The 11576-nt window shown below is 58.5% G+C and carries 13 protein-coding genes and 1 pseudogene; 3 read left to right on the top strand and 11 right to left on the bottom strand.

The features are described 5' to 3' along the window. The first annotated feature begins 64 nt into the window (after positions 1-64). Positions 65-1342 carry an integrase catalytic domain-containing protein gene (locus QDX22_RS12010; protein ID WP_210403473.1) on the top strand — a complete coding sequence of 426 codons (1278 nt, stop codon included), beginning with the start codon at positions 65-67 and terminating at the stop codon, positions 1340-1342. Positions 1343-1424: 82 nt separating this feature from the next. Here QDX22_RS12010 and QDX22_RS12005 read toward each other — a convergent pair whose 3' ends face one another. From QDX22_RS12005 to QDX22_RS11975, 7 genes and pseudogenes are all read right to left on the bottom strand, one after another. Then, the gene (locus QDX22_RS12005; RefSeq protein ID WP_233492078.1) at positions 1425-1745 is read right to left on the bottom strand and encodes a TSUP family transporter; all 321 of its coding nucleotides are present in this window, start codon (positions 1743-1745) and stop codon (positions 1425-1427) included. A 1042-nt stretch (positions 1746-2787) separates the two neighbouring features. Next, complete coding sequence (locus QDX22_RS12000) at positions 2788-3552, bottom strand: sulfite exporter TauE/SafE family protein (protein ID WP_110099999.1); 765 nt, start codon at positions 3550-3552, stop codon at positions 2788-2790. Positions 3553-3610: 58 nt separating this feature from the next. Continuing rightward, a complete protein-coding gene (locus QDX22_RS11995; protein WP_146206324.1) occupies positions 3611-3916 on the bottom strand; it encodes a hypothetical protein in 306 nt (101 codons plus the stop codon). A 260-nt stretch (positions 3917-4176) separates the two neighbouring features. After that, the gene (locus QDX22_RS11990; RefSeq protein WP_110100198.1) at positions 4177-4410 is read right to left on the bottom strand and encodes a hypothetical protein; all 234 of its coding nucleotides are present in this window, start codon (positions 4408-4410) and stop codon (positions 4177-4179) included. A 150-nt stretch (positions 4411-4560) separates the two neighbouring features. Beyond that, positions 4561-4866, bottom strand: coding sequence for a helix-turn-helix domain-containing protein (locus tag QDX22_RS11985; RefSeq protein ID WP_110100392.1), 306 nt, complete (start codon positions 4864-4866; stop codon positions 4561-4563). Between the two features lie 5 nt (positions 4867-4871). Next, a pseudogene (locus tag QDX22_RS11980) lies at positions 4872-5108 on the bottom strand (type II toxin-antitoxin system RelE/ParE family toxin); the annotation flags it as partial. 221 nt (positions 5109-5329) lie between these two features. Beyond that, complete coding sequence (locus QDX22_RS11975; protein ID WP_110100197.1) at positions 5330-6055, bottom strand: hypothetical protein; 726 nt, start codon at positions 6053-6055, stop codon at positions 5330-5332. A gap of 197 nt (positions 6056-6252) precedes the next feature. On the opposite strand from QDX22_RS11975, the gene QDX22_RS11970 reads away from it, so the two are divergent. After that, the gene (locus QDX22_RS11970; protein WP_110100196.1) at positions 6253-6453 is read left to right on the top strand and encodes a hypothetical protein; all 201 of its coding nucleotides are present in this window, start codon (positions 6253-6255) and stop codon (positions 6451-6453) included. Positions 6454-6598: 145 nt separating this feature from the next. Here the strand turns inward: QDX22_RS11970 and QDX22_RS11965 are convergent, their stop codons facing one another. The 4 genes from QDX22_RS11965 to ychF all read right to left on the bottom strand — a co-directional run bounded on the left by QDX22_RS11965 (position 6599) and on the right by ychF (position 9036). Continuing rightward, complete coding sequence (locus tag QDX22_RS11965; protein ID WP_158524689.1) at positions 6599-7135, bottom strand: GNAT family protein; 537 nt, start codon at positions 7133-7135, stop codon at positions 6599-6601. 12 nt (positions 7136-7147) lie between these two features. Then, positions 7148-7573 carry a type II toxin-antitoxin system VapC family toxin gene (locus tag QDX22_RS11960; RefSeq protein ID WP_110100194.1) on the bottom strand — a complete coding sequence of 142 codons (426 nt, stop codon included), beginning with the start codon at positions 7571-7573 and terminating at the stop codon, positions 7148-7150. Beyond that, positions 7570-7803, bottom strand: coding sequence for a FitA-like ribbon-helix-helix domain-containing protein (locus QDX22_RS11955; protein ID WP_110100006.1), 234 nt, complete (start codon positions 7801-7803; stop codon positions 7570-7572). The genes QDX22_RS11960 and QDX22_RS11955 overlap by 4 nt, the downstream gene beginning before the upstream one ends. Before the next feature lie 147 nt (positions 7804-7950). Continuing rightward, the gene (ychF, locus tag QDX22_RS11950) at positions 7951-9036 is read right to left on the bottom strand and encodes a redox-regulated ATPase YchF (protein WP_110100193.1); all 1086 of its coding nucleotides are present in this window, start codon (positions 9034-9036) and stop codon (positions 7951-7953) included. A 294-nt stretch (positions 9037-9330) separates the two neighbouring features. On the opposite strand from ychF, the gene betT reads away from it, so the two are divergent. Continuing rightward, positions 9331-11538 (top strand): choline BCCT transporter BetT, encoded by a 2208-nt coding sequence (gene betT, locus QDX22_RS11945; RefSeq protein WP_110100192.1) that lies wholly within the window; start codon positions 9331-9333, stop codon positions 11536-11538. The last annotated feature ends 38 nt before the right edge of the window (positions 11539-11576 follow it).

The following is an 11576-nucleotide window of genomic DNA, read 5'->3' as shown; positions in this document are numbered from 1 at the left end:
ATATTGAGCGCGTAGCTCAGGTCGTGCCTCACGTATCGTGAGCGCGAAGCCATAGTGTGAACGCATGGATAAGGACATTGTCTCGATGAGTGCTCGGATTGAAGTCACCAAGCAATTACGTAGGGATTATCGCACGGGGTCCAAGGCGGAGAAGTCAGCGATTTTAGATCAGTTTTGTGCTTCCACTGGGTTGGGCCGGTCCACGGCCAGGCGGTATCTGACGTCGCAGACCATCGGGGTCAAAAACGTGGTGCGCATTGACCGTCGAAAGCATAAACCCACGAAGTATTCGGCGAATGCGAAAAAGCAGTTGATCCGGGTGTGGCGGTTGATGGGCATGCCCTCGGGCAAATACATGAAACCGGTGATGGAAGACTGGTTAGACGCGTTAGAAGCCCACGATGAGTTGGCGTTTGGCCGCTCCGGGTATAACCCCACGGTGCGTGCCCAGCTGGTGGCCATGAGTGCCGCCACGATTGACCGGTATCTCAAGGCCGAACGCGACCGGTTACGCCTCAAAGGCATCGCTACGACCAAGCCTGGGGCCTTGTTGCGCAACTCGATTACGGTGCGACAAGCCGGCGATGAGGTCGAAGACGAACCAGGGTTTTTCGAAACCGACACGGTGGCCCATTGCGGGCCAACCCTGCAAGGCGAATTCGCCCGCACCCTAACCATGACTGATGTGCGCACCGGGTGGGTGCACCTAGAAGTGCTCCGTCATAACGCCCAAGTGCACATCCTGGCAGGATTGGACCGGGCCGCAGCCGCCATCCCCTATGGGATCGCGGGCTTAGATTGTGACAACGGGTCAGAGTTCATCAACCACGAAGTCATGCACTGGGCTGCTGACCGGTTGATCTTTTTCACCCGGGGCCGGCCGTATCAAAAAAATGATCAAGCCACCGTGGAATCCAAAAACAACCACGCCGTGCGAAAATTTGGGTTTCACTACCGGTACGACACCGCAGATGAACGCGCCATCCTGGCGGCCCTATGGCAGGTGGTGGGTTTGAAACTCAACTACTTCACCGCCACCAAAAAACCCACCGGCTGGACCCAAGACGCCAGCGGGCGGCGCAAACGCCTCTATGACAAACCCAAGACTCCCTACCACCGGCTGCTGGATGCCGGGATCCTCTCCACCGCCCAACAAGAAGAGCTAGCGGCCATCTACCGCAGGATCAATCCAGCCCAGCTGACCCGCCAAATCCTGACCTACCAAGACCGGCTGATCAGCCTGGCCAAAGACAAAACCCTCACCATCGCCGCCGACCTCGACAGCAAGCACCAGGCCCGGCAAAAACGCCGCACCACCGGCATCCGCACCAAAGCCAGCTAACCCAAGTTTTCGCGCTCAAACTAGCTGAGGCACGACACTGCAGCCACGCGACCTCTCGCGCTCACGATCTGTGAGGCACGACTTACCCTTCGCGCTCAGTTTGACATGAGGCACTACGCCACGCGGCAGAAAGCTGACTCACCAGCCAGGCGCCCGCCCACGCACCTGGAAGGGCCGGGATAATGATCCACCAATACTGGCGCCAACGAATTCTTGACCACACGCTGAGCATAAGCAGAAAGCCAGAAATCGTCGTGGTCATGTTGGTCAGCAACACCCCGGCGGTCGGCCCAAGAACCAACGACAGTACCGGAGCGACGACCAATCCCACGCCGGTCCCTGACAATCGTTGCAGGACCGTGCCAACCATCACGGCTAGCACGATGATGATAAGCGTGCCCACGATCTCATCGTATGTCAGCACCGAAAACTATGTGATGTGTTGCACGCTTTCAGCGAGACACCGCCCCTCATGAACCGGTTGACTGGAGTCTTGGACCCACGGCACATAACCAATGCGTCGCCCATTGTGGTCGATGAGCACGCCCATCCTTTTGAAGTACTGCAGCACGAGGCTCCGGTCTACAACCCGTACCGGAAGATCGGAGACAATCTCAGCTTCTGTCTCAGCAGCATCACGGAGGGACTTCAACCACGTGACAACATACAAATTCGCGCCTCCGCCCACGAGTGTTGCGCATAATCTGGCACCTGGTATCTGTTCGATTCGCCTCGAAACGTCCAGGAGGCGATGTGCTGAGACCATCATCCACAGCACCAGGACTCCTGACCACTGATCTTGCATATGAGCTGCTTCAACTCGTTGGGCTATCTGCCGGGACCCGAGCAACCGCCGTACGATACGGCGAGCTTGAGCAGGCCCGAGGTTCAGACGCCGACTCGCCGTTGCGGAATCTACTCGACCGTCACATTCCAGAAGACTCAGAACAGTATAACTACGGTCGTCGAAGGCCATATCAGACAGATACAGAGTTTTGCTCTTGTCCTGATGTCGACGACCAAGCGCACCGCTGTACCACCCAGATCCGTCGAATCTAATATCCGACATCAAAGACACAACGGTATCTGATATCCCTTCAACCAAGTCGACATCCTGATTGAGGATTTCTTATACCCTGGTTCGAGCACGAGTCATGATGAACAGTTGCAGATGATAGGGGCCGGTTGTCTCATTACCAGCAACTGAACGAGATTTTCTCCTAATCAGTATCCTGCCGGCCTCAGCGCGGGAGCTGGATGTCTCCCCTATCTGCCGAGCCGTGCTGATGGTGAGCAATCGCGTGACCAACCAACTGGTGTGCGAAACTCTCGCACACCTGCGCACAACGCTCGATCATTGCGGCACGTTGCACCCGTCTTCCACCACTGCTGCTCGGTGCTCGTGACGCCATTCGTCTTTTCACCATGCAGATCGAGGCTCATGGTCAAGCCACTAGCTGAAACACTCCCCGCATTATCGCACTGACGCCACCGAGGCCGGCCAGTGTCATGGCCATTCTGCGTGCTGTCAGAGCGGAGACGTAGCGGGAGAGAAAAAGCGCGACCGTCAAACCCAATCCCACCGCGACCACAATACAGACCAACAACACCACCAGCGGGATGTCTGGTTCTGGGCCGTCCATCACCGTTCCCATACCTAGTTTCATCACGACAGAGAGTGCTCCCATGGTCATGAAGATCGGCTGGAGCGTGGCCGCAAAAGAGCGCTGGTCCCACCGTGAGAGCCGGGAGTAGATTACCATCACCGGCGCGGCGACTCCCGACGTTGAATTAAACAGTCCTCCCAGTGCACCTGCCACCACTGTTGTGGGGCGCCCCGTTAACTCTGGTAGCTGACGTAGGGACACGGTGACCACTATGGCAAGCACGACGATCGCTCCCAGGACGATAGACAGCCAGGCGGCAGAGAGCTGGCTCACCAGCCAGGCTCCCGCCCATGCACCGGGAACAGCTGGGATAATGATCCACCCGTAGTGACGCCAGCTAATGCTCGACCACACGCTGAGCATAATCAGAAACCCGGACACCATCGTGGTCATATTGGTCAGGAGTACGCCGAAGGCCGGACCGAGCACAAGTGACAGTACGGGGGCAACAACCAGGCCCACACCGGTTCCCGATAGCCGTTGCAGGATCGTGCCGACCAGTACGGCTATCACCGTGATGGTGACGATGGTCCAAGCGTTCATGTCTCCACACTAGGTTAACATCGACAAGTGTCCGTCGTCTCAGGCGTGCACGAGAGCTCTAGTGCTGTCCCTTTGCGTCGTTATCCCGGCCCCGTTGATACACCCCAACGAACATCCCCGGGTGACGCGGCGGTGGACTGAGCCGTTGGTTACGCACCGAGATGCTCCACCAGATGAGTGTCACCAGATAAACAGCCAGGCCACAGAGAGCGAGCCCACCCCAGAGGGCAAATTTTTGGGCCAGATCCACGGAGTCCGGAGTGCGTTGGACGGCTGCCAAGATCAAACCACCCAATAAAGTCACCAGAAATGCCGGAAGCCCGACAATCAGGCCGAGAACCTGTGTGTTTGGTTTCGAGGTCATCTTGATCAGGAAATGGGCCGCGGCATGTGGCCGAACACAGAGCGTGACACAATAAAATACCACCGTGGCCAATGCTTGTGGCTCGCGAGAAATTGAACCAATCACAGTTCCTGGTGAATATTCGGCCGTTTGCCAGGTGACGAGAAGGACAGCCACCACGGTGAACAAGACCCCACCGATGATCTGCGAGAACAGCAACGTCGGAATAAAGCGAGGGCTTTGCGCAATATAGTCATCTTTTACACCGCAAGGGCCCTGTGTTACACGGGGTAGCATCCCATAATCCCGCCCCAAAAAAGTAACACAAATTCCGCAGGTACGGGATCATCACTGCCCACATCACCCCTCAGCACGTCCGCGGCGGCCAGGACAACCAGGAGGGCCAGCACCAAGAGAGTTGCAATATATACCAAGAGCTGTTGGCCAATATCGGCGATCCAGTTAAATTTTCCGGGCGACGTGAACGAGGGATCCCGCGTTACGGCCGAGGACATATCAGTACTGTAAACCGATCCTAACGGATCATCCAGGAAGTGAGGAGACAACCGTCACCTAATCTTGCAACGAGACGGCGACCGAGACCCTCCAACGCTACACGTTAAAGCGGAACTCGACTATGTTCTGGCACGGACAAACATCTGCCGTTAGGCGACCTTCATTCGCTGGTCTCCCATCACGTACTCAAGGGAGAGTTCGCCACCGACGGCCTCAAGGTAACTGCGGATGGTGCCAACCTTCGCGCTGTCGAGGTCGCCTTGCTCGATCTTCGAAACCTGCCGCTGCCCGACGCCAATGCGCTCTGCCAGCTGCGCTTGCGTCAGTCCGGCCTGCTCCCGTAGCTCTCGCAGACGGTAGGCGCGAACCTCAGCAAGCATCCGCTTCTTGTGCGCCTCAACCCGTCCCCGGTCAACAGGATGCTCGGCGACGAAATCCTTCAGGTTCTTTGGCATTTCAATCACTCTCTTCTCAGTCGGGCCAGATGCTCGTCGAAGAGGTCGTCGGCCAACGAAATGTGCTTCTTATACCAGCGTTTCCAATCGCCGATCTTATCTTCGGCGATCAGCATGATCGCCACTCGCTCTGGATCGAACGCGAACAGAACGCGCAACTCGGACCGGCCAGACGAGCCGGGCCTGAGCTCTTTCATATTCTTATGCCGGGACCCGGCTACACTGTCGACGATCGGTCGACCGAGCTGGGGCCCTTAATCCTCCAGCAACTCGATCGCGGCGACCACCTGCACACGCGAACCGTCATCCAGTGAAGCGAGCCACTCTTCAATTGGCTCAATGTCGACGCTCCACATGCCCTCACCATAGACCCTGCAAGTTCTACACTCAAGTTCTCATAGGGACTGGGAGTGCTCCCAGAGATTAGAGCGAAAATCGCCACCCCATATTTCGGCAACTTTTCCTATGCTCCGCGAGAGCTCGCCACGCATACAACGAGAGTTCGTCCTTCCATTGCCGTCCGCATCGACAAATCTCCGCCCCGGTCCGATGCCCTCTTCACGGGTGCGCATTCAAGGGTTGCCGAGGGCAGCGTAGAGCCCCTCGGCAAAGGCACGAGCCCCACGGTGGAGATTTTCGTACGTCTTGTTGCCGTCATCCTCGACCAGTCGCCACCTAGTGGCTTCAGATTTGGAGGGGTCAGCGAGAACGCCTCGTTGAACAGCGCAGTCTCCGAGATATCCTTCCGGCCAAGCTTGGCCTGTGACTCGACGTTCATCCGGATGGCGACGTGCATGACAGTCTGATGATAGTGCCGGGTTTTCCAGTACAAGCGCCCATTCTCCCATGCCCACGGGTGGACATTGGCTGCGTCCATATCCGGGGCGTTGTCCTCGAGCTTCTCGGCGAGCCCTACTTGCCTCCGCAGTGCGACCTTCGCCCGAGACGCCTGATCGCGCAGCCACGAGTAGTCCTTGTCCTTGTCCGAACGGTTCCGCGACCACCCCGGCAACGCCCGATCAAGGATTTGCTGGATAACATGCGCTCGCTCTGACGCCTCGGTCCTGGGGCCACGCATGACGGTGCCGACAAATGCAAGCCCTGAACCCGTGCCCGGGTGGACCTGCGCCGGTATGGGCGAGAATCGGTCGATCTCAATGATCGCCCAGCCGGTGTCGAGCTTCGCCATGACCTAAGTCTGAAGGAAGCCCCGTCACATTTTAAGCATCCCCACCATCTGTTCGGATAGAAGGGAGTTACTGGCCTGAGGACTCCGACATGACGGATGCCACGACGTCGAAGTCCTGGTACACCGTGAGGAAGAGAATCACCTTCTCGGGGAGCAGCGTCACGATCTTGTTCAGCACTCCCTGTGGGTAGCCCTTGGTGGGCGTGCGTAGCTCGGGGGTGGACCTGAAGCTGGGTCGTGCTTTCCAGCTTCGCGACAGGCAGGCGGGCCTTGTCGATGATCTTCTTGACACACTGGATCCAGAGCTTCGGCAGGTCGACGGCCGGGTACGAGTCTTAGATCTCAGCGAAGACAGGCTTTTCGACGACAATTTCGTCCGGACCGTCGTAGAAGCCTAGCAATCGAAGCTGAGCCTCGACGAAATCCTCGGTCGGTGATCCGTTCGTTCGCCATCGCTACTTCTTCGCACCGGTGGTTGATCCGCTACACGTTAAAGCGGAACTCGACCGCATTCCGGCACGTACGGCCATCTGCAGTCAGCGACTACAAAGCCCGTCCGCGCAGGTCGACGTCGCCCTTTGGCCACGACTCGAGCGGGGCGATTGGCAGGATGAGGATCGACGGGCCGAGCTCATCCACGACAGATTCGCCGTCACGTCCGATCGACTTCTCGCGGGCATAGATCCGAGGCCAACCACATGGAGCGTAGAACGGGACGACTTGCTCTCGACAGCACAAGTAGTCGAACGCGAGTTGGTCAAGATCCCGCACCGACTGCTCAGCCCACCCCATGAGCTCACCCCCGAGACGCACCCCTTTTGCGTCAGCGCAGATCAAGACACCGCCGACTCCCACGATCGCGACGACCTCCGTACCGACAGCGATCTCGCCGCGCACCCATCCCACGTGGTCGACGACGCGGTTCTCGGCCCGTGCCCTGACGTGGACATCATGTGACGCGTAGCCGTAGGACTGCTGCGGATCCCACTCTCCGAACTCCTCGAGATACTCACTACCGAAGAATTCTCGAAGCTCACGCCAGATCTGCCTCAGTGCGTTGCTGATGGGCGATGACCTCAATCGAATGATGCTTCACGCATCGACCTTCCACGGATCCACCAGTTCTACGCCGGTGTGCTGGAAGTCCTTCACATTGCGCGTAGCGCAGGTTGCTCCGTGCGCCAGGCAGATCGCGGCGGTCTGCGCGTCGGCGGTACTGATCGGCGCTCCCGCGCGCTCTCGAGCCACGAGCACGTCGGCATAGCGGTCGGCGGCCACGTCATCGAACGGCAACACAGCGCGGCCGCCCCTGTACGGTGCGAGCGCCACGTCAATTCGTCTGGTCAGCGCATCTCTGCGCCGACCATCCGGCAACCGCCGCAAACCTGCCAGCAGTTCTGCGAGCGTGACGGACGTGATGGCTACGTCACCCTCCAGGGACGTGAGCCAGTCCGCTACGCGTGGCTCGGGCAAGGGTCGAAAGATCTCCGAGATCACGTTTGTGTCGAGGATGATCACTCGAAGTCCACCGCCCGCGCGACGTCATCGCGCACCGGGATCGGTAGCTCCTCGACTCCCCCGACATCCTGCGCGGCTGCCAGCAGAGCGATTCCTATGTGCGGCCGGCGTGCAGCTTTGGTCAGGATGGCGCGAACTTCGGCTTCCATCGACCGACCGTGCTCCTTCGCCTGTGCAGCGAGTTGCTGCTTCACGGCGTCGTCGAGACCGCGAACGATGATGGATGACATCTGCGAACACCTCCTCTGATATCAATCATGATAGCAGAGCACCTAGCAACCGCGACAGAGGCGAGGGCCCTCCAAGTACGGCACTGCCCCGGTCCTCTCATGACGAGGCAACCGGGGCGGTGCTCGGATCATCGCAGAGAGCGCCGATCACACGTTGAACCTGAACTCGACCACGTCGCCGTCTTGCATGATGTAGTCTTTGCCCTCCATTCGGACCTTACCGGCAGCCTTGGCCTCGTTCATTGATCCGGCCGTCATCAAATCGTCGAAGGAGACGATCTCGGCCTTGATGAAGCCCCGCTGGAAATCAGTGTGAATCACGCCGGCAGCCTGTGGAGCGGTGTCTCCTTGGTTAATGGTCCAGGCCCGGGCTTCCTTCGGGCCGGCGGTGAGGTAGGTCTGCAATTTTAAGGTGTCGAAACCAACGCGTGCTAGCTGGTCCAGTCCTGACTCTTCTTGGTCGTTCAGGGCCAGCATCTCCTGGGCTTCTTCCTCGTCCAGTTCAACCAGGTCTTCCTCGAACTTGGCATCCAAGAAGACTGCCTGCGCCGGCGCGACCAGCTCAGCTAGTTCTTTTTTCTTGGCCTCATCGTTCAGGACCGTCTCATCGGAGTTAAACACGTAGATGAACGGCTTGGCAGTGAGCAGATTGAGCTCTTTGAGCGCCTCGAGATCAAGTTTCTCCGACTCGATGACCGAGAAGATCGTCTCGCCACGTTCCAGCACCTTCTGGGCCGCCACCATGGCATCCAGTTCCGCCTGCGGGCGTTTCTTGCCTTTGACTTCTTTTTCCACTCGAGGAATAGCCTTCTCGAGAGTCTGCAAATCCGCCAGGATGAGCTCGGTGTTAATGGTTTCCATATCGGAGGTCGGGTTGATCTGTCCGTCGACATGAACCACATCGGAGTCCTCGAAGACCCGCACCACCTGGGCAATGGCCTGAGCTTCACGAATATTGGCCAAGAACTGGTTACCCAGCCCCTCGCCTTCCGAGGCGCCTTTGACGATTCCAGCGATATCCACGAACGATACCGTGGCCGGCAGAATCTTTTCCGAGTGAAACATCTCCGCCAGCTGGTACAAGCGCTGATCGGGGAGGTTGACCACGCCCACGTTCGGGTCAATAGTCGCGAAGGGGTAATTCGCTGCTAGCACGGTCTGTCGCGTGAGTGCATTAAACAGGGTTGATTTCCCCACGTTGGGAAGTCCGACGAATCCAATAGTTAAAGCCACGGTGTATCACTCTACCGCGTCGCGGTTTCGTCTCCAGGCATGATATGTCCCGCTCGCCAAGACCCGTGGTCAAGGTCATATCGCAACCGCTGGTGAGATGTTGAGGGCGTTATTCGGTCAGAGTAGCCTAACGTAGGTTACCGTCGAGACAGATCGGCTGTGCTTGCGTTTCATCGATCACGCTCGGCGGTTGTGTGTCGCTTATCCATACTCGATCACCTGCGTGCCCGGCTCAGGGCAAGGTACCACCGGGGTCGCAGGACACAACACCACAGAAAGTTGAGGTCCGACTGCATGTCAGCCGCCACTTCAGTGACTGAAGCACAACAGTCACCAGAAGACGATCTTTCCGACTCTTCCGCACCGTCAAAGGTCAATTGGCCGGTCTTTTGGGGCGCCCTGATCATCCTGGTTGCCTTCGTGTTGTTTGCATCGATCTGGCCATCCACCGCCGAAGATGCCATCTTTGGGGCCATGGGATGGGTCTCGGAGAACTTTGGCTGGTACTACGTACTCACCGCGGCCATCGTTGTGGTATTCGTACTGATTGTGGCGCTCACCCGGTCCGGACATACCCGGCTCGGCCCGGACCATGCCCGCCCGAAATACAATATGTTCACGTGGGCGGCCATGCTTTTTGCCGCCGGTATTGGCGTGGACCTGATGTTCTTCGGCATCTCCGGTCCGGCCACGAACTATCTGACTCCCCCGGATGTCGCTCCCGAATCTGAAGAGGCCGCTCGGATGGCCCCGATCTGGACCATCTTCCACTACGGCATCCCCGGCTGGGCCATGTACGCACTTCTGGGTATGGCTTTCGGCCTGTTTGCCTACCGCTACCACTTGCCGCTGAGTATCCGCTCGGCGCTGGCCCCGATCTTCGGCAAACGCATCCACGGCCCGGTGGGCCACACCGTCGAGATCGCCGCCACGATCGGCACCATCTCCGGTATTGCCGTTTCCCTAGGTATTGGCGTGGTGTTTTTGAACTACGGCCTGTCGGCCATGTTCGACATCCCCCAGTCCATGACCGTACAGATCGCACTGATGGCCATTTCGGTGCTGATCGCCATCGTCTCCACCGTCTCCGGTGTGGATAAGGGTATTCGCCTGCTCTCCGAGCTGAACATCTACCTGGCCATCGCTCTGCTGGCTTGGATACTGATTGCCGATAACACCACCCAGCTACTCAACGCCCTGGTCCAAAACATCGGGGATTTCTTCTCGTCCATGCCCTCGATGCTGATGAACACCTTCGCCTACACCGATGGTCAGGCACCTGAGCTACCCGCTGATCAGTGGATGGCCGACTGGACCTTGTTCTTCTGGGCATGGTGGATCGCCTGGGCGCCGTTCGTTGCCCTGTTCCTGGCGCGTATTTCCCGCGGTCGCACGCTACGCGAATTCGTCGTCGGCGTGCTACTGATTCCTTTTGCCTTCATCCTGCTGTGGGTCTCCATCCTGGGCAACGCCGCGCTGGGCTTCTTCCAGTCCGATCCCACCTTCCTCGAAGAGACCTACAACACTCCCGAATCTGGGTTCTTTACCCTGCTGGAGCAGTACCCGGGCTCGCTCTTCACGATCGGATTGGCCGTGCTGACCGGCCTGTTCTTCTACGTCACCTCGGCAGACTCCGGTTCGCTAGTGATGGCCAATATGACCTCAAAGGCCACCATGGCCGACTCCGACGGCCCCAGCTGGTTGCGTATCGTTTGGGCGGTGGTCACCGGTGCACTGACCCTGTCGATGCTGTTTATTGATGGCGTTTACACGCTTCAGGCCTTTACCGTGATCGTGGGTCTCCCGCTGTCGATCATGCTCTACCTGGTGATGTACAGCCTGTGGAAGATGTTGCGGCATGAACGCCTGGTCGCCTTGTCGCAGGCCCGGGCGCTACCCACCGCGCTCTCCTCGCGCACGAACCAGTCCGGTGAGCGCATCAAGTGGCAGCAACGTTTGCGTCATCGGATGAGCTTCGCCAGCCACAAGCAGTTGACCGAGTACGTCAACACCGTCGCTGCTCCGGCGATCGAAGAGGTCGCCGCCGAAATCGAGGCCCTGGGCGGAGATGTCCAGTGCCACCGTGGCCAGCACCCCGAGCATGGGCTACCCTATGTGGATCTGGTCGTGCACTTCACCGATCAGGAAGACTTCAAGTACCAGGCCTACCCGGTCGCATACCCTGTGCCGAGCTTCGCCACCAACATCCGCACCGTTCAGGAGGTCTTCTTCAAGCTGGAGGTCTTCTCCAATACCGGCTCTCGCGGGCGTGATATTTACGGTCTGAGCAAGGACCAGGTCATCTCCGACGTGTTGGATTCCTACGACACCCACATGGCGTACATGTCCATGGCCGGTGAGGACGGGGCACCGGTACCAGCCGATGAGACCTTCACCCCCGAGACCTGGAACGACACCGACCAAGCTGATACGAGTTCTATTGACCAGGTACCGGTTCCTGAGCCCACCAGCGCCCAGGACACCAACTCCAAAAATTCCTGACCATCTCCGACGGATTCCGCAAGGCTAGGTAACACTCT

Source organism: Auritidibacter ignavus (assembly GCF_029853775.1).
GTDB classification, from domain to species: domain Bacteria; phylum Actinomycetota; class Actinomycetes; order Actinomycetales; family Micrococcaceae; genus Auritidibacter; species Auritidibacter ignavus.
The sequence above is the reverse complement of the archived record's forward strand: the minus strand, read 5'-3'. Positions and strand labels throughout refer to the sequence as shown.

Excerpts from the sequence above, each read along its gene's own strand:
- QDX22_RS12010 (WP_210403473.1), top strand. The coding sequence starts at position 65 with ATGGATAAGGACATTGTCTCGATGAGTGCTCGGATTGAAGTCACCAAG.
- QDX22_RS12000 (WP_110099999.1), bottom strand. The coding sequence starts at position 3,552 with ATGAACGCTTGGACCATCGTCACCATCACGGTGATAGCCGTACTGGTC.
- QDX22_RS11995 (WP_146206324.1), bottom strand. The coding sequence starts at position 3,916 with ATGACCTCGAAACCAAACACACAGGTTCTCGGCCTGATTGTCGGGCTT.
- QDX22_RS11990 (WP_110100198.1), bottom strand. The coding sequence starts at position 4,410 with ATGTCCTCGGCCGTAACGCGGGATCCCTCGTTCACGTCGCCCGGAAAA.
- QDX22_RS11985 (WP_110100392.1), bottom strand. The coding sequence starts at position 4,866 with ATGCCAAAGAACCTGAAGGATTTCGTCGCCGAGCATCCTGTTGACCGG.
- QDX22_RS11975 (WP_110100197.1), bottom strand. The coding sequence starts at position 6,055 with ATGGCGAAGCTCGACACCGGCTGGGCGATCATTGAGATCGACCGATTC.
- QDX22_RS11955 (WP_110100006.1), bottom strand. The coding sequence starts at position 7,803 with ATGTCATCCATCATCGTTCGCGGTCTCGACGACGCCGTGAAGCAGCAA.
- betT (WP_110100192.1), top strand. The coding sequence starts at position 9,331 with ATGTCAGCCGCCACTTCAGTGACTGAAGCACAACAGTCACCAGAAGAC.